General features: G+C 59.1%; 22 protein-coding genes and 1 pseudogene. 16 read left to right on the top strand and 7 right to left on the bottom strand.

Annotated elements, in window-relative coordinates:
* Positions 1–115: 115 nt before the first annotated feature.
* Both MF6394_RS24825 and MF6394_RS24820 read right to left on the bottom strand, forming a co-directional pair.
* A complete protein-coding gene (locus MF6394_RS24825) occupies positions 116–892 on the bottom strand; it encodes an ABC transporter substrate-binding protein (RefSeq protein ID WP_072435616.1) in 777 nt (258 codons plus the stop codon).
* A 174-nt stretch (positions 893–1,066) separates the two neighbouring features.
* Positions 1,067–2,566 (bottom strand): CoA-acylating methylmalonate-semialdehyde dehydrogenase, encoded by a 1,500-nt coding sequence (locus tag MF6394_RS24820; protein WP_078467761.1) that lies wholly within the window; start codon positions 2,564–2,566, stop codon positions 1,067–1,069.
* A gap of 108 nt (positions 2,567–2,674) precedes the next feature.
* Here MF6394_RS24820 and MF6394_RS33370 point away from each other — a divergent pair, with 108 nt between their 5' ends.
* The 7 genes and pseudogenes from MF6394_RS33370 to MF6394_RS24780 all read left to right on the top strand — a co-directional run bounded on the left by MF6394_RS33370 (position 2,675) and on the right by MF6394_RS24780 (position 11,613).
* A complete protein-coding gene (locus MF6394_RS33370) occupies positions 2,675–3,604 on the top strand; it encodes a LysR family transcriptional regulator (protein ID WP_069558535.1) in 930 nt (309 codons plus the stop codon).
* A gap of 40 nt (positions 3,605–3,644) precedes the next feature.
* Positions 3,645–3,881 (top strand): annotated as a pseudogene (locus MF6394_RS33365) (ABC transporter ATP-binding protein); the annotation flags it as partial.
* Between the two features lie 890 nt (positions 3,882–4,771).
* On the top strand, positions 4,772–5,230 hold the full coding sequence (locus MF6394_RS24800; RefSeq protein ID WP_078467760.1) for a (2Fe-2S)-binding protein: 459 nt from the start codon (positions 4,772–4,774) through the stop codon (positions 5,228–5,230).
* Positions 5,230–7,467, top strand: a complete 2,238-nt coding sequence (locus tag MF6394_RS24795) for a xanthine dehydrogenase family protein molybdopterin-binding subunit (RefSeq protein WP_078467759.1) — start codon at positions 5,230–5,232, stop codon at positions 7,465–7,467. The genes MF6394_RS24800 and MF6394_RS24795 overlap by 1 nt, the downstream gene beginning before the upstream one ends.
* A 16-nt stretch (positions 7,468–7,483) precedes the next feature.
* Positions 7,484–8,824 carry a c-type cytochrome gene (locus MF6394_RS24790; RefSeq protein WP_078467758.1) on the top strand — a complete coding sequence of 447 codons (1,341 nt, stop codon included), beginning with the start codon at positions 7,484–7,486 and terminating at the stop codon, positions 8,822–8,824.
* Positions 8,825–9,290: 466 nt separating this feature from the next.
* A complete protein-coding gene (locus MF6394_RS24785) occupies positions 9,291–9,617 on the top strand; it encodes a hypothetical protein (RefSeq protein ID WP_003190491.1) in 327 nt (108 codons plus the stop codon).
* 124 nt (positions 9,618–9,741) lie between these two features.
* Positions 9,742–11,613, top strand: a complete 1,872-nt coding sequence (locus MF6394_RS24780; RefSeq protein WP_078467757.1) for a D-arabinono-1,4-lactone oxidase — start codon at positions 9,742–9,744, stop codon at positions 11,611–11,613.
* Positions 11,614–11,750: 137 nt separating this feature from the next.
* Here MF6394_RS24780 and MF6394_RS34345 read toward each other — a convergent pair whose 3' ends face one another.
* Together MF6394_RS34345 and MF6394_RS24775 are read right to left on the bottom strand one after the other, a co-directional pair.
* Positions 11,751–11,900, bottom strand: coding sequence for a hypothetical protein (locus tag MF6394_RS34345; protein WP_003190489.1), 150 nt, complete (start codon positions 11,898–11,900; stop codon positions 11,751–11,753).
* Between the two features lie 135 nt (positions 11,901–12,035).
* Positions 12,036–12,479: a DUF421 domain-containing protein gene (locus MF6394_RS24775; RefSeq protein WP_014718042.1), complete on the bottom strand. Its 444-nt coding sequence runs from the start codon at positions 12,477–12,479 to the stop codon at positions 12,036–12,038.
* Positions 12,480–12,713: 234 nt separating this feature from the next.
* Between MF6394_RS24775 and MF6394_RS24770 the strand changes: the two genes are divergently transcribed.
* Complete coding sequence (locus tag MF6394_RS24770; protein WP_003190486.1) at positions 12,714–12,932, top strand: hypothetical protein; 219 nt, start codon at positions 12,714–12,716, stop codon at positions 12,930–12,932.
* Positions 12,933–12,935: 3 nt separating this feature from the next.
* Here MF6394_RS24770 and MF6394_RS24765 read toward each other — a convergent pair whose 3' ends face one another.
* Positions 12,936–13,775, bottom strand: a complete 840-nt coding sequence (locus tag MF6394_RS24765) for a DNA/RNA non-specific endonuclease (protein ID WP_078467756.1) — start codon at positions 13,773–13,775, stop codon at positions 12,936–12,938.
* Between the two features lie 254 nt (positions 13,776–14,029).
* On the opposite strand from MF6394_RS24765, the gene MF6394_RS24760 reads away from it, so the two are divergent.
* From MF6394_RS24760 to MF6394_RS34715, 4 genes are read left to right on the top strand one after another with little or no spacing between them, the layout of a single operon-like run.
* Positions 14,030–14,275 carry a type II toxin-antitoxin system ParD family antitoxin gene (locus MF6394_RS24760; protein ID WP_020303224.1) on the top strand — a complete coding sequence of 82 codons (246 nt, stop codon included), beginning with the start codon at positions 14,030–14,032 and terminating at the stop codon, positions 14,273–14,275.
* Complete coding sequence (locus MF6394_RS24755) at positions 14,268–14,558, top strand: type II toxin-antitoxin system RelE/ParE family toxin (RefSeq protein WP_047712137.1); 291 nt, start codon at positions 14,268–14,270, stop codon at positions 14,556–14,558. Before MF6394_RS24760 ends, MF6394_RS24755 begins: the two co-directional genes overlap by 8 nt.
* Before the next feature lie 40 nt (positions 14,559–14,598).
* Positions 14,599–15,054 (top strand): GNAT family N-acetyltransferase, encoded by a 456-nt coding sequence (locus MF6394_RS24750; RefSeq protein ID WP_078467755.1) that lies wholly within the window; start codon positions 14,599–14,601, stop codon positions 15,052–15,054.
* 31 nt (positions 15,055–15,085) lie between these two features.
* The gene (locus MF6394_RS34715) at positions 15,086–15,418 is read left to right on the top strand and encodes a hypothetical protein (RefSeq protein ID WP_044272584.1); all 333 of its coding nucleotides are present in this window, start codon (positions 15,086–15,088) and stop codon (positions 15,416–15,418) included.
* On the opposite strand, the gene MF6394_RS24740 is transcribed toward MF6394_RS34715, so the two are convergent.
* A complete protein-coding gene (locus tag MF6394_RS24740; RefSeq protein ID WP_078467754.1) occupies positions 15,393–16,928 on the bottom strand; it encodes a sensor domain-containing diguanylate cyclase in 1,536 nt (511 codons plus the stop codon). The genes MF6394_RS34715 and MF6394_RS24740 overlap by 26 nt on opposite strands.
* 416 nt (positions 16,929–17,344) lie before the next feature.
* Between MF6394_RS24740 and MF6394_RS24735 the strand changes: the two genes are divergently transcribed.
* The 4 genes from MF6394_RS24735 (at position 17,345) to MF6394_RS24720 (ending at position 19,169) form a co-directional block, all read left to right on the top strand.
* On the top strand, positions 17,345–17,521 hold the full coding sequence (locus tag MF6394_RS24735; RefSeq protein ID WP_003190478.1) for a general stress protein: 177 nt from the start codon (positions 17,345–17,347) through the stop codon (positions 17,519–17,521).
* Positions 17,522–17,849: 328 nt separating this feature from the next.
* The gene (locus tag MF6394_RS24730; RefSeq protein WP_078467753.1) at positions 17,850–18,134 is read left to right on the top strand and encodes a general stress protein; all 285 of its coding nucleotides are present in this window, start codon (positions 17,850–17,852) and stop codon (positions 18,132–18,134) included.
* Between the two features lie 53 nt (positions 18,135–18,187).
* Positions 18,188–18,739 carry an ATP-dependent Clp protease proteolytic subunit gene (locus tag MF6394_RS24725; protein ID WP_019821492.1) on the top strand — a complete coding sequence of 184 codons (552 nt, stop codon included), beginning with the start codon at positions 18,188–18,190 and terminating at the stop codon, positions 18,737–18,739.
* Positions 18,740–18,959: 220 nt separating this feature from the next.
* Entirely contained in the window at positions 18,960–19,169 is a 210-nt protein-coding gene (locus tag MF6394_RS24720) for a hypothetical protein (protein ID WP_078467752.1), read from the top strand.
* Between the two features lie 55 nt (positions 19,170–19,224).
* Here the strand turns inward: MF6394_RS24720 and MF6394_RS24715 are convergent, their stop codons facing one another.
* Positions 19,225–19,494 (bottom strand): DUF6555 family protein, encoded by a 270-nt coding sequence (locus tag MF6394_RS24715; protein ID WP_003190473.1) that lies wholly within the window; start codon positions 19,492–19,494, stop codon positions 19,225–19,227.
* Between the last annotated feature and the right edge of the window lie 687 nt (positions 19,495–20,181).

Below are 20,181 nucleotides of genomic sequence, written 5' to 3'. Positions count from 1 at the left end.
CCCCAGCGAGGCTGCGAAGGGGCCGGCAAGGTCAACATTTTCATCGCCTGACCCACCGCTTTCGCAGCCTCGCTAAAGCTCGACAGCTCCCACATTGACCGCGTATTTCCTTGGGTCAGTCGCCGTAGATATCGGCCTTGAAGTACTGCTGTGAAATCTTCTGGTATTCGCCGCTGGCGCGAATGCCGTCGATGGCCGCGTTCAGTTCGCTGACCAACTCGCCATTGCCCTTGCGCACCGCAATACCGGCGCCCTCGCCCACGTATTTCGGGTCCTTGAGCTCCGGGCCGACAAAGGCATAACCCTGCCCGCGCGGCATCGACAGGAAGTCGCTCAGGGGGATGGTGTCGGCAAAGATCGCATCCAGGCGCCCCGCTGCCAGGTCCATGTAGATTTCTTCGTTATTGCTGTAGCGCTTGACGTTGATGCCCTTGGGCTCGAACACCTCGGTGGCATAGCGGTCGGTGGTGGTGGCGCGCTGTACGCCGACGTTCTTGCCCTTGAGGCTGGCGTACTGGTCATCCACCACCGCGCCGTCCTTCATCACCAGGCGCGACGAGGTGAAATAGTACTTGTGGGTGAAATCCACCGACTTCTTGCGGTCTTCGTTGATGGTCATGGACGACAACGCCATGTCGATCTTCTTGACCTTGAGGGACGGAATCAGCCCGTCGAACTCGCCTTCGATCCATACACACTTGACCTTCATTTGCGCGCACAGGGCGTTGCCGATGTCGTAGTCGAAACCGACGATCTTGCCGTCGCCGGTTTTGGAGGCGAACGGTGGGTAAGCGGCCTCAATGCCGATACGCAGGGTTTTCTCAGCGGCCAGCAAGTGGCTGGAGGCGAACAGGCTCAGGGCCAGGGCGGGAAGGAGATAGCGTTTCTTCATGAGGGGGTTCTCGCAAGTTGTTGTTGGTTTGGCAAGAGTGAAGAAAAACGTGCAGCGACTATTTTGTACTTATAATTCCATACTGGACTTTTATGTGTTTACCCGTCAACAGGCAAAAAAAATGTGGGAGGGCTTGAGCCCTCCCACATCAGATCCTGCAATGCAGCTTAAACCCTACCTGGACACCGGCATCGCAAACTCCGCACCCTGCTCGATGCTCTCCGACCAGCGTTGCATGATCGACTTCTGCTTGGTGTAGAAGCGCACGCCCTCGGTACCGTAGGCGTGCATGTCACCGAACAGGCTCTTCTTCCACCCCCCAAAACCGTGCCAGGCCATGGGCACCGGGATCGGCACGTTGATACCGACCATGCCCACTTCGATGCGCCGCGCAAACTCACGGGCAATGTTGCCATCGCGGGTGAAGCAGCTGACGCCGTTACCGAACTCGTGGTCGTTGACCAGCTTCACCGCCTCGGCAAAATCGTTCACGCGTACACAGGCCAGCACCGGGCCGAAGATTTCTTCGCGGTAGATGCTCATGTCCTGGGTCACATGGTCGAACAAGGTCGCGCCGAGCCAGAAGCCGTTTTCCAGGCCGGGTTCGGTGGGCACGTAGTCACGGCCATCAAGCAACAACTGCGCGCCGGCGTGTACGCCCTGCTCGATGTAGCCACTGATGCGCTCCAGCGCGGCCCGCGACACGATCGGGCCCATCTCGGCTTTCAAATCGCGACCATCGGTGATGCGCAACGTCTTGGCGCGCTCGGTCAAGGCAGCGATGACTTTGTCACCCACATCACCCACCAGCACCGCCACCGAGATCGCCATGCAGCGCTCGCCCGCACTGCCGTAGGCGGCGCCCATCAGCGCGTCCACGGTGCGTTCGATATCGGCGTCGGGCATCACCACCATATGGTTTTTCGCCCCGCCCAGGCCTTGCACGCGCTTGCCGTTGCGGGCACCGCTCTCGTAGATGTATTGGGCAATCGGCGTGGAGCCGACGAAGCTCACGGCCTTGACGTCCGGGTGTTCGATCAGCGCGTCCACCGACTCTTTATCACCCTGCACCACGTTGAACACGCCCTTGGGCAGGCCGGCTTCACGCAGCAACTCGGCCATAAACAGCGAAGCGCTCGGATCAGTGGGGCTGGGCTTGAGAATAAAGGTGTTACCCGCCGCAATGGCGATGGGGTACATCCACATCGGGACCATCACCGGGAAGTTGAACGGCGTCACGCCGGCGACCACGCCCAGCGGCTGGCGCATCGTCCAGTTGTCCATGCCACGGGAGACCTGGTCAGAGTGTTCGCCCTTGAGCAGGTTGGGAATGCCACAGGCAAATTCGAGGATGTCGATGCCACGGTCGACTTCGCCCTGGGCATCGGTGAAGACCTTGCCGTGCTCTGCAACGATGATGCGCGCCAGGTCGTCCTTGCGTTCGCGCAACAGGTGCAGGTATTCGAACAACACGCGGGCGCGACGGATCGGCGGGGTGTCGGCCCAGCCGGCAAACGCGGCCTGGGCAGCGGCGACGGCTTCGGCCACGGTCTTGCGGCTGGCCAGGGCCACGCGCGCGGTGACTTCACCAGTGGCCGGGTTGTAGACGTCCTGATAACGGTCATCGCGGCTGACGCGCTGGTCGTTGATGTAGTGCTCGATGGTTGCAGTCATGGCAGTCGATCCAGGTGGGTAGCGTTGGGCCACACGATAGGCTTTCGCTTTGTTCCTAACCAGAGCAGAATCCAGAACTTATTGTCCTTATAGGCGAACAATACACCCATGGAAAAGGCTGAGATCGAAGGGCTGTGGACCCACATTCACTGGCTGTCGGTGCTGGAGGAACAAGGCACCTACACCGCCGCCGCCGCGCGCCTGGGGGTGAGCAAGTCAGCGGTGAGCCAGCGCATTTCCGACCTGGAAAAGGCCACCGGCACGCGCCTGGTAACGCGCACCACCCGCAGCGTGCGGCTGACCGATGCGGGGCTGTCATTGACTCGGGAAGTACGCAGCGCCTACGCGCAGATCGCCCGTAGTTTTTCCTCGGTGCGCGACTCGGTCGGGGAAATACGCGGGCTGGTGCGCCTGACCGCTCCCGTGGCCTTCGCCCGGCAACAACTGGTGCCGCACCTGTCCGGCTTTTTGCAGCAGTACCCCCAGGTGCGTATCCAACTGGACGTCTCCGATGCCTTGAGCTCACTGGCCGCCGAAGGTTACGACCTGGCGGTGCGCCACGGCTTCCAGGTGCCCGAAACCCACGTGGCCTGGAAGCTGTGCGACACTACCTCAGTGCTGGTCGCCACCCATGATTACCTGCAACGCCACGGCGAACCTCGCGAGCCGGGCGACCTGTCGGCGCACAACTGCCTGTTTTACCCACGCGGCACCGACCAGCCCGCCTGGACCTTCGAACGCGGCAGCCAACCCCTCGAGCGCCTCACCGTGCCCATCGCCGGCAGCTTTGCCACCAATAACAGCGAAGCCTTGCGCGACGCCGCACTCAACCACCTGGGCATCGCCCTGCTCCCGGACTTCAGCGCCCAGGCGGCGCTGGACGCGGGCAAAGTGGTGCAGGTCTTGAAGGACTGGACACTCAAAGGCGCGTTTGCCGATGAGATCTATCTGATACGGCCCTACTCACCCCATGTGCCCAAATCGGTGAGTGCGTTGGTCAGCTACCTGAAAGACAAGCTCTCGGGTGGGTTCCGCTAGGCTCAAGGATTAAAAATCCACCGTCGCCGACAGCTGCAAGGTACGCGAACCCGACGTACTGCTGATGGACGAACCCACCAGCGCCCTCGATATATATCGCCAAGTACAAGTACAAGTACTGGATTTCATGCGCACCCTGGCGCGCAAACGCGAGGTGATTGTGTTTATCGCACTGCATGACCTGAACCAGGCACTGCGCTTTGCCGACCAGGTACGGGCACCCATCGAGCGCTGCAGCCGCGGGCAGCCGCATATTCTGATTGATGGGATTGTGTGAATAGACCATGCGAAGCATGGGTATCCACGATGCGAAGCGAGCCGCTCTTGATCTTGATCTGCTTTTGATCTCAGGCGCCCCGTTAAACCACGCTGGCCGGAATTCGACAGGGATTTGGGGGGTAAACCGGCAGGGATGCCGGTTTAGCCGCCCCGCGCCATGGATGGCGCGTGGCGGCGGCCCCCCAAATCACTGGCGGATTACGGGCACACCGAGCCCAAGCGAGGTGCCGAGTGGTGGGGCAAGAGCCCTTTTGGTTACTTTTGGGGCTCTTTTCCAAAAGTGACCCGCTGTCAGAGCGGAACCCTAAGCGGCCGTTACCGCAGCAATGGATATGTACACAATCCAACTGTATCGCCTGTCAGGCCGCCTTCGCGAGCAAGCCCGCTCCCACAGTTGGATCGTTGGGTGTCAGGTAGATAGGTGTCGGCTGTCAGGGCGTCATCGCAGGCAAGCCAGCTCCCACATTTTGAATCTTGGGGTGTCAGGTAGATAGGTGTCGGCTGGCGGGCCGTCATCGCAGGCAAGCCAGCTCCCACATTTTGAATCTTGGGGTGTCAGGTAGATAGGTGTCGGCTGGCGGGCCGTCATCGCAGGCAAGCCAGCTCCCACAGAAGATCACGGCACATCAGTCAAAATCTCGGATCAGCCACTGCTTCTATCGCTCAATCCTCGCGAATACTTGCCTGATCCTCCGACTTATCGCCTACCGGGATAGATACCCCTTGCGCCGTGGTCTAGAGTCCAACCATGCGCGCGTGGCCAAGATGAAACCGGTTCTCAACCCCGCCGCCATAACCCGTCGCCCATGAGCGACACCAGGGCATGCCACCGCGCACGTCCCTGATAAGAAAAAGCACCACCAACCGATGATCAGCAGGTGAGCCCGCATGGAATTACGTATCAACCAAAAGGCCTATCAGGTCGATGCCGAAGCCGACACCCCGTTGTTGTGGGTGATCCGCGATAACCTGGGCATGACCGGCACCAAATACGGCTGCGGCCTGGCCCAGTGCGGCGCCTGTTCGGTGCTGGTGGACGGCAACGTGGTGCGCGCCTGCGTAACGCCCGTGGCCGGGGTGGTCGGTCGTGAGATCACCACCATCGAGGCCGTGGAGGCCGATGAGGTGGGCAAGCGTGTCGTTGCAGCCTGGGTCGAACACCAAGTGGCGCAATGCGGCTACTGCCAGTCCGGGCAGGTGATGGCAGCCACCGCGCTGCTCAAGCACACCCCCGCGCCGACCAAGGCGCAGATCGACGCGGCGATGGTCAACCTCTGCCGTTGCGGCACCTACAACGCCATCCATGCCGCCATGGACGCCTTGGCCGCCGGGAAGGAAACCGCCTGATGAATACTAACGAGATCATTCCCGGCGTTACCCTGGGCGAACCGGTCAACCTGTCCCGCCGCCGCTTCCTGGCCAGCACCGCCGTGGGCGCGCTGGTGATCGGTTTCGGCTTGCCGCTGGGCACCTCCCGTGTGCAAGCCGCGACCGCTGCCGCGGCTGAACGCGGTACTCAAGTGCCCGCCTTCCTGGAGATTCGTCCCGACGGCAGCGTGCGCTTGCTCAGCCCCTTCATGGAAGGCGGCCAAGGCACCCACACCGCCATGGCGCAGATCGTCGGTGAAGAATTGGATGCCGACCCGGCCACGTTCATCGTCGAAGCGGCCCCGCCCGGCGAAGCCTATGTGGTGATGGAAAATGGCATGCGCATCACCGGCGGCAGTATGTCGGTGCGCATGAGCTACCCGACCATGCGCCGCCTCGGCGCCCTCGCCCGTGCGATGCTGATGCAAGCCGGCGCCGAGCAACTGCGTGTACCGCTCAGCGAGTTGACCACCCAACCCGGTCGCGTGGTGCACGCTGCTTCCGGTCGCTCCCTGGGCTACGGTGAATTGGCAGGTGCCGCCCTGGATATGCCGGTGCCCGACCCGGCCAGCATCACCCTGCGCGACCCGAGCCAGTTCCGCTGGATCGGCAAGCCGGTCAAGCGCCTGGATGCCTATGACAAATCCACCGGCAAGGCGCAGTACACCATCGACCTGAAAATCGACGGCATGCTCCACGCAGCGGTCCAACACGCGCCGCGTTTGGGCATGACCGTGGGCAGCCTGCGCAACCAGGCGCAGGTGCAGGCCATGCAAGGCGTGCACTCGGTTCACACCCTGCCCGGCGCCGTAGCCGTGGTAGCTGAACGTTGGTGGCATGCCAAGCGGGCCGTCGAAGCTATCCAGGTCGAATGGCTTGAAGCCGCGGCCGACTCCGCCGTGCGGGCGATGCCGGCGGATTTTTCCAGCGACAAGTACCGCGACTTCCTCGCCGCCCAGCAAGGTCCGGCCCGCGATGACGAGAACGAAGGCGATGTGGCCGGCGCACTGGCCAGCGCCAAGACCCGTGTCGAAGCCACCTACCACAACCAGTACCTCAACCATGCCCAGTTGGAGCCGCCTTCAGCCCTGGCACGCTTTAACCCGGACGGTACGCTGGAGGTGTGGCTGCCTAACCAGGCGCCGGATATGTTCCGTGCCGACATCGCCAAACGCACCGGCCTGAGCACTGAGCAAATCACCCTGCACTCACCGCTGCTGGGCGGTTTTTTCGGCCGGCATTTCCTGTATGACTCCGCCAACCCTTACCCGCAGGCCATCGCGCTGGCCAAGGCGGTGGGCCGGCCGATCAAGCTGATCTGGAGCCGTGAAGAAGAGTTCGTGCGCGATGTATTGCGCCCGGTCGCCGTGGTCAAGTTCCGCGCCGCACTGGATGACAAAGGCCTGCCTGTGGCCATCGAAGCGGTGAGCGCCACCGAAGGCCCCACCGAAGCCATCGCTGGCAAACAGGGCGACGCCATCGACCCTACCGCCCTGGAAGGCTTGTCGGGCAAGAGCTACGCGATCCCCAACAAACGCATCGCGCAGATCTACGTCAAAGGCCCGGCCATGCTCGGTTACTGGCGTTCGGTGGGCAACTCGCTCAATGACTTTTTCTACGAAGCGTTCCTGGACGAACTGGCCGACAAAGGCGGCCATGACCCCTATGAACTGCGCCTGCATCTGCTGCGCGACAACCCGCGCCTGACCACCCTGCTGCAGGCGGCCGCCGAGCTGTCTGGCGGTTGGAAGCGTGGGCCTTACACCGCCGAAGACGGCACCCGCCGTGCACGCGGCGTAGCCATGGCTTCGCCATTTGGCTCCCATGCAGCAGTGGTGGCCGAGGTGTCGATCGAGAACGGCCAGGTCAAGGTTCATCACATCTGGCAAGCGATTGACCCGGGCAGCATCGTCAACCCGGCGATTGTGGAAGCGCAGGTCAACGGTGCCGTGGCCTTGGGCCTGTCGCAAACCCTGTTGGAGGAAGCGGTGTACGTGGATGGCAAGCCACGGGCGCGCAACTACGACCTTTATCCGGTGCTGCCGCCTTCGCGTATGGCGCAGGTCCACGTGAAGATCGTAGAGAGCGGCGAAAAGATGGGTGGCATCGGCGAACCGCCGTTGCCAGCTGTGGCCCCCGCCGTGGCGAATGCCGTGGCGCAATTGACCGGCCAACGCATCCGTAGTCTGCCTTTGAGCCGTTACACCTTCAGCTAACCGACAGGGAATGCCCATGAATAACCGCCGATTCGCAAGAACCGCAGGGTGGCTGGTGCTGCCCTGCGTGGTCGCCGCTGGCGTGCTGGCCTGGTACGTCACACGCCAGCCCGCCTCGCCTTTTGAACAACAGCAAAGCACAAGTTTCGACCCCGCCTTGGTCAGCCGCGGTGAATACGTCGCCCGCGTAAGTGACTGCGTGGCCTGCCACAGCCTGCCAGGCAAGACGCCCTTCGCCGGCGGCCTGGAAATGGCCACGCCGCTGGGAGCGATCCATGCCACCAACATCACCCCCGACCGCGAGCATGGCATCGGCACCTATAGCCTGGCCGACTTCGACCGCGCGGTACGCCACGGCGTGGCGCCGGGTGGGCGACGGCTCTACCCGGCCATGCCCTACCCGTCTTACGTCAAACTCAGCGATGACGACATCCAGGCGCTGTACGCATTTTTCATGAAAGGCGTGCAACCGGCCAATGAGCCCAACCTGCCCAGCGGCATTCCCTGGCCGCTCAACCTGCGTTGGCCCATCGCCCTGTGGAACGGCGTGTTTGCACCCACCGCGACCTACGCCGCCAAGCCCGGCCAGGACGCGCTGTGGAACCGTGGCGCGTATATCGTGCAAGGCCCTGGCCACTGCGGCAGTTGCCACACGCCACGCGGGCTAGCGTTCAACGAGAAAGCCCTGGACGAATCCGGCGCGCCATTCCTGGCCGGTGCCCTGCTCGACGGCTGGTACGCCCCCAGCCTGCGCCAGGACCACAACACCGGCCTGGGCCGCTGGAGTGAGGAACAGATCGTGCAGTTCCTCAAGACCGGTCGCAACCAGCATGCCGTGGTCTATGGCTCCATGACCGAAGCCTTCAACAACTCCACGCAGTTCATGCAGGATGATGACCTGGCCGCGATCGCTCGCTATCTGAAGTCACTGCCCGGCGACCCACAGCGTGACGGCAACCCCTGGCAGTATCAGGCAGTCACGGCGCGCTCGGATGCCCCCGGCGCCCACACCTACGCCACCCGCTGTGCCTCCTGCCACGGCCTCGACGGCAAAGGCCAACCCGACTGGATGCCACCCCTGGCAGGCGCCACCTCGGCCCTGGCCACGGAAAATGCTTCGGCGATCAACATCACCCTCAACGGCTCGCAACGTGTGGTCACCGCCGGGATGCCGGACGCCTACCGCATGCCAGCATTTCGTGAGCAATTGTCCGACCAGGAAATCGCCGACGTGTTGAGCTACGTGCGTGGTACCTGGGGCAATCACGGCGGCGCGGTCGATGCGAAGGCCGTTAGCAAGTTGCGCGGGCATACGGACCCTGCGAGCAGTAGCCCGATTATTTTGCATATGCGCTGAGGACCAGGCGGTGCAGCGCTTGTGGCCGTTGATAGGCCCAAGGGGTGCACTGCCTCTGAGCACAGGCAGCGAAACGACTGGTATTTCCGAAATGGAGCATATAGCCAAATAGTTTTCTGCCCCACTGGCGAGCAATCGGTACCGCGACTAACCTCCCCTCAGTATCAGAAAGGAATCACCCAGCAGCCACGGAGGCTACCCCCCGCTAAATATGATCCAACTGCCCACGTTATCGAACGTTATAAATGGATTATCCAAGCTACTCGTTGTTGTAGGTCAGTGCGCGAAAACAGGCTCACTCACTTGACAGTAATCAGTAAATAGGGAGCGAGGCGACCTATTTGATTTCTGCGTCTCCCATTGCCTCTAAGCAGTGCAATTCACGCCCTTAATAAACACGTCTTATCGCCACGCAAAAGGGCGCAGGCGTGCTCATATAAAATTATTGCTTCAGCAGGAGATAACCATGAGACAAGTTCAAAAAATCACCGTCAATAACAAAGGCGGTTACGTGTTTAACTTCAAGGTCCAATGGCTCAAGAGCGACGGCAAGTGGTACACGTCCCAATGGAGTAGCGGTGACTATCCGGTGGCGCAGTCTCGGACCACACCGAATCTGGAAACCATCGGCGTGCCTTCAGACGCGCTGGCCGTCACGGTGTATGGGCATGCACTGGCCGGGTCATCAGGCCAAGGCACGCCGTTTGTGGGGTTTGCCGCAAACGGCCAGATCGCGACCTACGATGCGGTAGGAACAACCCTCATCGGCTTTGCGATTAACTTGATCGAATAAATCAAGTTCTTTACCACGGGGTATCCGGCCCCCACTTTCGTGACTTGCCGTTGGAAGTTGGCGCCGGCTTTCTTTTTTACTCTCAACTCACCTGACGTTAAACACCACGTAACAGGACACCAACATGAAACAAGTCGAACGCATTGGTTGCCTTAACAACGGCATTTTTGTCATGAACTTTTCGATTCAGTGGCTTGATTCGGCCGGCCAATGGCATACCTGCGATTGGAACAGTGGCAACTTCGAAAATGGTGTGTACAGGGTCAGTCCTTCACTTGCATTGCTCGGCATTCCCGCGGATGCAATTGGCGTCACGCCTTATGTGTCCGCCGTCGCAGGCATCCAAAATCAAGGAGAACCTTTAGTTCAGTCGGCCAATAACGGCAGGCTGGCCGCCTATGAAGTCACGGGAACAACCTTGAATTTCAAGGTTCAGCCGCTACCGTGGAAAAACTGGGCTCAGAACATCGTCGACACCCTGGAAATCGATGGTCAATACTACTTCTCCCCAACCCATCTGGCAGCGCTTCAAGACATCGTGTGCCAGGCCGGCGCGGCAGGCGCGACAGTACGCGTATCGGGCCAACGGCACGCGCAACCGGCCTTGGTTGCCGAAGACAATCGCATCGCCCCAGCCCCCCACCGCTGGCTCATCGACCTCGCCTGTTACGCAGACTTGGGCCCGAACGGGGATGAGTCTATTGTGCTGGGCACCGCCCCACATACGATCACCGTGAACACGGGTGTGCGCGAGGATGAGTTGGATGCCTTCCTGACCGCCCATGACCTGATGCTCAAGACCGCGACCGCCGGCGGCTTCTTCAGCCTGGGGGGCATGACCGCTGTCGATGTCCACGGCGCAACCATCCGCGCACCGATTTTTGCCGAAACCGCTTCGGCGTTCACCCTCATGGGGCCGGACGGCCAGGTGCGGACCATTGACGCACAGACGCCAGCAGTCGACGGATGGTCGCCCTTGCAATTTGCACGCGTCTCCCTCGGTGCGTTGGGCGTTGTCACTTCAGTGACTCTGGATGTATTACCCCGCCCATGGGCCACCACGTTGAATGCAGGCAAAGACACCAACGTTGTCTGTGCTGACGAGCCAACCTTCATCGCCCGGTTCAAGGCGCTGCTTACGGACCATGACCGCGTCGAATCCTTTCTCAATCCCTACACCGACAATTTCCTGATCTTGTGGTGGGATGTGGTTGCTTCCCCTGCGACCCAGGTTCCCAACCTGAAGACAAGCGTACCGAATGCCTGTGCCCTGGCGGGAGAGAATGTATTCGGAGCACCCTACCTGATACCGTTTGAGCCCATCATCGAGCCGCCCCTCATCGCCGCCCAGTATGGCAATAACACGACAACGGCGAGTGCAATCATCGACGCTGGGTTCCTTACGATCGAAACGCTTTTTGATCAAGCCGCGGCGGTCTACTCAGACTTGTGGCTAACCAAGGCCTCACGCGTTATTTTCATGTCGTACTTTATCGAGCTCCCGGCTCTGGATGACGAAGGCCTCAGTAAAGCCTGGCAAGGACTCGACGCCGTAAAGGCACGGATCAAGAGTACCAGCGACTTCCTGGTGGTTGCCCCGCTGGAGTTCCGCTTCGTCCGTGGTGGGGACACAGCGTTGGCCGGGACGTACACGCAAACCCCAGACGCTACCTTCGTGAACCTGGATCTTATCGGTTACGTACCCGCTGTGGCGGCGTCTGACTACCCGGATCGCCTCCTGCACTTTTTTGCGGATATTGAACGAGACTGGGTTGCCCTGGGTGGCATGCCGCACACCGGCAAAATGTTCGGTTTTTACAACCCGGCTCAACCCTCGGGAACTTACTCTGAGCCGTTCAACCCGGAATTCCTGAAGGACCTTGCACAGCGCCGCAGCGAGAGAACTGCGGCCTTCAACGCCTTTCGCAAGGCCTGTGATCCAGCGGGTCGATTCCACAACCACTTTGTCGCGACGCTGCTGGGAGACATGCCGTAGCAGGGGTGTTGTGCGCTTGCCTGTGAATTCATCGACTCGGTTTGTCTGATGTACCGAGGTGTTTGCATCGCAGGCAAGCCAGCCCCCACATTCGGGCGATGAGTACCCTTGAGTTAAGCGTCGGCTGTTTGGACGGCTTATTTGCTCTCGTCCGCCTTGCCCTCCTGCATCTGCACTGACGACTGGGTGCCACTGTTGTTGTCTTTGGTGGCGTTATCGGCGTTGTCAAAACAGCCGTGCAGCATGAACGCGCTGCACAGGCCCAGGCACATATAAAGCTTCTTCATGATCGTTCACCTGTTGGCGAGTGAGTGATATCGGCGTGACGAAAGCACGACCCGTCCGCCCATACCCTATCTGTCTGGAACAGAAGCGCTGGCGTTCAAAAAATAGCCCCTTGGCTGACGAATGGGGGCCGCGTGTTATTCAAACGGGATCACCGAGATCTTGCCGTTGCGCTCAAGAATCGCGAAGCGGATCTGCTTGAGCTCGACAAGCCCCTGGGTGGACCGGGCCGCCTCAAGGATGTCGCCCTCGTCCAGGCGCGCATGCTTGAGGCGTTTATGCAGCACCTGGCCTTGCTCGACCAGCACGGTCGGCCCGCCATCAAGCACCCGTGCGAACCAGGCGGAACGCTGCTTGGCCAGCGAGAAACCAATGTCGATGGCAATCAGGGTGGCGATGACCAGCACGGCGTTGGTCATCGAGAAATCCTCGCCCAGCAACGCCTGTTGGGTGGCTTCGCCGATGACCATCAACAGCACCAGGTCAAAGGTGGTGAGTTCGGCCAGCGTGCGCCGGCCGGCAACCTTGAACAGCACCAGCAGCACCAGGTAAATCGCCACAGCCCGCAGTACAGAGTCCATGGTTGACCCTCGCAACAGTGAATGGGAACGACCGATTCATACGGATTAGGTGACCACCGCGCCGCTCAGGTTCATTCTTTCGACTCGCCCCGGCCACCATCTAAAAAGATGATGGTTCCAGCGCAACTGAAGCGTTGAAGTGATCGAAATTTCGGCAGAAACCCAATTGATATAGGGGCGCTTGAAGCGGGTCACACGTCTATATCGACCACGTTGAAGAAGGAAACCCCTGTCATGAACGACTCACAACGCGCCTGGGAATTGGCCATGGTGCTGATTGCCAATGGCCGGATCCCCTTTGACCCCGCCAACCCGAGCGGGTCGGTGAAGATCCTGTCCAAGCATTTGCAAGCGCTGGAAGAAGCACTGCGTGAACAGGCCACAGACGTCGCCACGCATGAGCGCCTGGGCAAGAACAGCAGCCGCAGGCCCTCATTGGTGTGTGCCGACTAGGCGTCAGGCTTTGGTGCGGTTACAGCCGATCCGATTCGGCAACTGGCCCTGCCTGGTTTTCAGCGTGGCCTGCAGCGCTTGCGGCAAGGTGCTCCAGAACGTCAGCCCGGAGCGCTCTTCGATGTGATTTACGGTGACCTGGTAATCACAGAAGTCTGCGCCCTTGGGAGTTTCCTGGTTCATCACGAATGAGGCGTACAGGCCCGTTTCCGGCGAACTGCCGACCACGATGATTTTCCAGTAGCCGCTGGGGATGGTGTGCACTTTATTCGTGCCCGGCAACGAGCCGACAAAATGCTCATACAACGGGCCGGTAGCCACATACACCTGATCGACGCCTGGCTCCTTGCTGAGGTTGCGCTCCTGGTCTTCCAGGCGCGCCCACGGCCCCTGGTTGAGCTCGGCCTTTTGCGGGGTGATGTTCGACAAGTAGTTGAGCGTTTGCCAATCGGCCACCCCGGCCATCGAAGCCAGGTTGGCCTGATGCCCCCGGTCGATTTTGAGCGCGACGTTGGCGCCGTTGTAATCCACCGGGTCCAGGGTTTCCCCGGCTGGAATATCCGGATCGGTACGCCAGTCACGGGAGCGCCCGCTGGCTGCCGTGGCTTTAGTGATCTTGTAGGACACCCAATTGGCAAACTTGGTCGAGCCGTTGTTGTTCAACGTGTAGGCCTGGCGGTTCAACGTCACTGGGCTGCCACCGGTGGGGCAACCAACCGCGCAGTTATCGAACGGCAAGGCTGGCGCAGGGAGGACGGCGGACTGGCGCGAGGGTGTGGTACAGGCGGCCATCAACGGGATCAACGAAAACGCCAGGTACTTGAACGATGTGCTTCCTTGCATGGTGTTACTCCTTGGGATGAATCTCTTGAAAGATCAAAATGGCCTCGGCCGGTGCGCTTCCTGCGCAAGCCGAGATGACCATTGAATCACATAAACATTTCTAAACAACGACCGCAACCAGGCCGACAAACGTACCCCCTTCGCGCCTAGCCTGCGGTGCGCTGCTGGGCATTCTGACCACTCATCTCTGCCGCACAATACTGCACCAATAGTATGATAAGTTCCTCGCAACGCTTATTTCCCAAGGAGCAGTAATGACTACTGTACGAAAAACCATCACCGTTACTGATCAGCAAGACGGTTGGATAAAGGCGCAAATCGAAGCGGGTCATTACACCAATGACAGCGAGTACATCCGGGACTTGATTCGTCGCGAACAGGAGCGCAGTGCACAAGTGGAGGCCATTCGTGCTGCTCTGCTTGAGGGTGAAGCCAGCGGTAAACCTCGCCCATTTGACCCTGAAGCGTTTAAACAGAGGATGCTCAATGCCCATGGCTGAATACCGTCTTAGCCCCGCGGCCGAACGCGACCTGGAAGGAATCTGGACTTATACCGCGCAACAGTGGGGTGCAAAGCAGGCAGATCAGTACATCGATATCCTGACCACAACGTTTTCAGACTTGGCAAAACACCCTAAAACAGCTCCGACCTGTGACCACATCCGTGAGGGCTATCGCAGGCGCAGCATCGAGCAGCATATGATTTACCTGCGCATCACTACGTATGGGATTTCAATCATTCGCATCCTGCATGACCGTATGGACGCGTCGTGCAAGCTATGACAGTACAGACTGTTAAACCGGTGGGTGAACGGAGATTAAAATGCCTGACACAAAGCTGCCCCCTGCGGCCCCACGCTGGCTGATCCGCCAAGCCACCCCCGACGATGTGCATGCCTTAGTCGCACTGGATGCCTACGCAACCGAGCATGCCAGCCGTCGTGTGTTTATCTATGACGCCGTGGTTCGCCAGCAATGCCTGGTAGCCGCCGACGCTAACGTGTGCGCCGGCTACCTGGTGCTCACCCACGATTTTTTCAACCATGGGTTTATTGCGCTGGTGGTGGTTTCACCGCTGTACCAGCGCCAGGGCGTCGGCCTTCGTCTGCTGGCAGCGGCCGAAGCGGCCTGCAAAACGCCCAAGCTGTTCGCGTCGACCAATGCCTCCAACGGCGCGTCCCAGGCCCTGCTGACGAAAGCCGGCTTCATTCCCAGCGGGCAGATCGAGAATCTGGACGATAACGACCCTGAACGTGTGTACGTCAAGTTCATTCGCTGACCTTCAGGCAATGCCTTTTGTAGGAGCGAGCTTGCTCGCGAAAAACGCCCAGGCGCCGCACTTCTTCAGGGAGCACGCGTTATCGTTGAGGTTTTTCGCGAGCAAGCTCGCTCCTACAGGAAGCAGAAAGCAGAAAGCCTTCTGCGCGGGCAGGAACCTTTTCTTGAATGGGCAATCTGTGGTTCACCCTTTTGAGCCGATCGAGACCCTGCGCATGCTTGTGAAAAAAGCCGTCCTCTGCCTTGCACTGCTAAGTGCGGGCTTTATCGCAGGCTATGCGGCAAAACCCACGCCGCAGCTGCAAGTCACCGCTGGCCAATTAATGGAGTGCGGGGAACTCATGATCCCGACGCTGGGGATGTGAGTCGGTCCGCGGGATGCACGTTGAACCCATTGCGCCCCGCCGCCTTCGCGCCGTAAAGCGCTGTATCCGCAGCCTCCACCAGACCCAACACCGGCTCCAGCCGAGAGCCCATGCCCGTCGCGATACCGATACTCACACTCACGTGCCCGAAGGGGCTGCCTGGGTGTGTGATGTTCTCCTGCTGCAGACGCGAAAGAATGCGTTGCGCGACCACCGCAGCCCCTGCGCTGTCAGTCGCGGGCAGGATGATCGCCATTTCTTCTCCGCCATAGCGCGCCACCAGGTCCGACGGGCGCCGCACGCACGTTTCCAATAACGTGCTGACCGCCTGCAAGCACGCATCTCCCGCGACGTGACCAAAGGCGTCGTTAAAGCGTTTGAAATGGTCGATATCGATCATCAGCAATGCCAGCGACGTCCCTTCGCGCTGCGCCCGGCGCGCTTCCACGGCCAGCGTTTCATCAAAACAGCGGCGGTTGGCCAGGCCGGTCAGCGCGTCCTTCTTCGCCAAGAGTGCCAACTGCCGATTGGAGTCGAGCAACTGTTGCTGGGCGACACGCAACGCCTCTTCCGCCGCCGTACGCCTGCGGATATCCAGGATCAGAAACCAGCCGATCAGCCCCGTCAGCCCCAACAGCCCCGCCACCACGACCGCTGACAGCGCCGCCTCGATACGCCACGCCGCGAGGGCTTCGTGCTTGCCCAACGCGACGGTGGTGATCAGCGGCAGGGTTTCGCTTTTGCGAAAGGCATAGAGCCGCTCTACCCCGTCCAGGCTGGAGGTATAGGCCGCAGTGCCCACCGGTTGGTCGACCAAGTACTTGGAATAAATAGGCGAGGAGGAAAAGTTGCGGCCCATGTCCTGCTCGCGGAAGGGGTAGCGCACCAGCAACGTGCCGTCGGCGTAGGACAGGCCGATGGCACCCTCCTGGCCTACATCGAGTTTGCCGAATACCCGCAGAAAGTTTTCCACTCCCAGGGTCACAGCGACCACGCCAGCGAAGTTGCCCGCCGCGTCGTTGAAACGGCGGCTGATGGTCACCACCCATTCATGGTTGGCACGGCTCTGAATCGGCGGGCCAATAAAAGGTTCAGCACTCGGATCGTCGCGATGGTGGATGAAATAGGCCCGATCACTGCTATTGGCGCCCTCTGGGATCGCGCGATTGGAAGACAGCAACCACCGGCCCTGATGATCATAAATGGTGATGCCGCTGAGCTGCGGCATCAGCGGCTGCTGGCGGTTGATCAGCGTACTGATTCGCTGGATTTGCACCGGGCCACTGCCTTCGGTTTCCAAACGCTCAACCAGCCCCAGCAACAGCAACGAGCTTTGCCGCACGATGCCTTCGGTATAGGTGTTAAGGGCCTGGGTCAGGTTCAAGCCATGCACGTCCACTTCCGCCAGCGCGCGGTCACGGGAAGACAGGACTTTCCAAATCGTCAACGAAGTCAGGGAACAGCCGATCACCAACAGCAACAGCATCACAAGACGGGTATCACGCTTCACGTCAGCACCTTAAGGAAGTCCGGTTTCCATCCAGCCATCATTCGAACGTCGGTACTCACAGGGGCAACCGGTTCCAGAGTGCCAGCATACAAGCAGTCCGTGCAGGCTGCAGCAACAGAGTGTGCGGCTGAGCGCCGGACAGCGGAGCCAGCGCCTTTAATGAGCACTATCAAACAGGGTATTGAATGCTAAACCAACCGTAAGGTCGCCATTAATTCAATATCAATCGACGCAGAAAAACTTAGACGAAGCGGCACTTCCTGAGCCTACTTGTACAAGTTTCATCTGCCACTCTACCGTTCATCGCCCTTTTTAAAAAATTTCAAAACATCTGCGCACTTGCCCCTATCAGAAAAGATGTCCGTTGCATAAACGGGTAACTAGCGAAACGACATTTCAAAACTGGGAGTATTGTTATGACGACGAGCAATAAAAACCCTGGAAACTTTGCCAATGATCGCGAAAAAGCATCACAGGCGGGAAAGAAAGGTGGGCAGGCCTCTGGCGGCAACTTCGCCAACGACCGCGAGAAAGCCTCGGAAGCCGGGCGTAAAGGCGGCCAGAACAGTCATGGTGGTGGACGTAAGTCCTGACCACACGGGCACTACCGCTGTTCCGTTCGTTAACAAAGGGCATTCATCATGCGTGCGTCCATTGATAATCAGCGCGGCGAGCCAGCTCGCAGGCCGATTGTAGAAGTGCAAACTAAAGCAAGGACTGGCCTGCGTTCTAATACATCTGCGTGTTACGAACATCAGCAACTTGTTGAACACGCCGAAGCAACGATAAGTGCATCTAAAACGCCACCCTTGTGTGAAAGGCACTTATAACCGCGCAGCTTGACGCACGCGACTAAGTGCACGTTTGCAGCACAATCGAAGTGAACGTTACATTAACGACATAACGACGAGGTAACTGAACATGACTACTCAAGACAAGCAAGGCCAAATGAGCGTCAGCGAAGCCGGTAAAAAAGGCGGCGAAGCCACTTCTGCGTCCCATGACAAAGAGTTCTACCAGGAGATCGGCAGCAAAGGCGGCCAAAACAGTGGCGGGAACTTCAAGAATGATCCCGAGCGCGCCGCTGAAGCCGGCAGCAAAGGCGGCCAGAACAGTGGCGGCAATTTTGCCAACGACCGTGAAAAAGCTTCCGAAGCCGGGCGTAAAGGTGGCGAACACAGCCACGGCGGCGGACGCAAAAGCTGATGTGCTTGATGCAGGGGAGCCGTGCTCCCCTGCTTTCATTGATGAGGGACACCATGCCTTTACACATTATCAACTTCACCGCACCGGTCACCGCTTCTACGTGCAGCCAACTGATTGAAAAAGCTTCGTTGGCCGTACAACAAGATGCCCAAGGCCTGGTATTGAATATCGCCACCATGGGTGGTGAATGCAGCTACGGCTTTACGATGTACAACTTTTTATTGTCCCTGCCGATCCCGGTGCATACCCATAACCTCGGCACCGTGGAATCCATGGGCAATATCATCTTCCTGGCCGGTGAGCGCAGGACCGCCTGCAAACACAGTAAATTCCTGTTCCACCCCTTCCACTGGCATGTGCAAGGCGCGGTTGACCACTCACGTATGTCCGAATACGCGATGAGCCTCGATTACGACTTGCAGTTGTACGCACGCATCGTGGCCGAGCGCACCGCCGATGCCGTCGAAAAACTGGAGACCGAAAAGTACCTGATCGCCGCGCCACGCATTCTAGACCCGCAACAAGCGCTGACCGCCGGCTTGATCCATGGGATCGAACTTCCGGTAATCAAGGCGGAATTCGTGAGCAGCTTCATTCATTCCTAGAGCTTATCAAGCAAAAAATTGCACAAAAAGTACGCAGCGGAACGGCAAGAACCTGAACCACGAACCGAGCGGGCGCACGCGCCCGCAACTACCCAGCTATCACCACAAAATACTGGCAATAAAACATCAACTAAGCGCTTGTTTGAATTCTTCCTTTTTAGCAGTTGAAAACGCCCACTTCTTAATTGAGAGTGGCCGTTCCATTCAGGGAGGAATCGATGTGACGCATCTACAAGCGAACCGACGTTGCCTGCACTGCAAACAACCTTACGAGTCACCGCTGGATGACCCGGACTACCTGATGTCGTCAGCGTCAGACATGCTGTGCCCGGCGTGCAAGCAACAGTATGCAGCTGACATCATGAAAGCGGCGCTGCAACGCAGCGTGCAAAAGTTGTGCATGTTGCAGGCGCGACGCAAAAAACAGTAGGCACTTGCCTCGCTCCTAACGCTACCCGAATGCACATCATCTATCAAAAACACATTCATTCGGGTGGCGGTGGTACATAAGGTTTCGCAATAAAGGGAATACTGCCAGACGGACGCCACCTTACATTCTCAAGACCGTAGCGTTCGGCCAGCGGCTTACTGATGCGCTTGATCTTTTCATTACGCGATCTAGGAATAATGCCTATACCTGCATCGCAACAGGCCCAATGCCAGGCCTCTGCATTATTCATTACCTCCGCTCTTATAATGAAAGACTTAGGCTCGTGGTGGTATTCGTATTCGATGACATATAAAGAATTTTTCATAACCTCTCCTTCTGATTTTTTGTTATTTGCTCAGAACGAAGGTTCAGAATTTTTAATGTTTGAGTGACGACAAACATGCACTTGCCGTTGCACTACCGTTCGTCGGCCTCGCATAAAAAAAATAAAACGGTTCATGCATCTTTTGCTTCTTAATAGTGAGTCTGCTCACTCCAGGCTCTTGGTAAAAACTCCTGTCTTGCCCGCACTCCGTGCGGGCTTTTTTTGCCGCGGCGCTACACCCTGTGGCGAGGGAGCTTGCTCCCGCGAAGTAGCGACCGACAGTAACCACGATGCGAAGCGAGCCGCTCTTGATCTTGCTCTTGATCTGCTTTTGATCTGAAGCGCCCCGTTAAACCACGCTGGCCGAACGCAGGCTTGAATTCGTGGGTAACCCGGCAGGACGCCGGGTTAGCCGCCCCGCGCCATGGATGGCGCGTGGCGGCGGCCCACGGATTCAAGCCTGTGTTCGGGCACACCGAGCCCAAGCGAGGTGCCGAGTGGTGGGGCAAGAGCCCTTTGGTTACTTTGGGGCTCTTTTCCAAAGTGACCCGCCGTCAGGCGGAACCCTAAGTAGCCGTTACCGCAGCAATGGATATGTACACAATCCAACTGTGTTGACTGTTAGGCCGTCATCGCAGGCAAGCCAGCTCCCACCTATAGATTGCGGGCGTCAGGTAGATAGGCGTC

This window comes from Pseudomonas sp. MF6394 (genome assembly GCF_002018845.1).
GTDB lineage: Bacteria > Pseudomonadota > Gammaproteobacteria > Pseudomonadales > Pseudomonadaceae > Aquipseudomonas > Aquipseudomonas lactis.
This window is presented reverse-complemented; position numbering and strand designations above follow the sequence as displayed.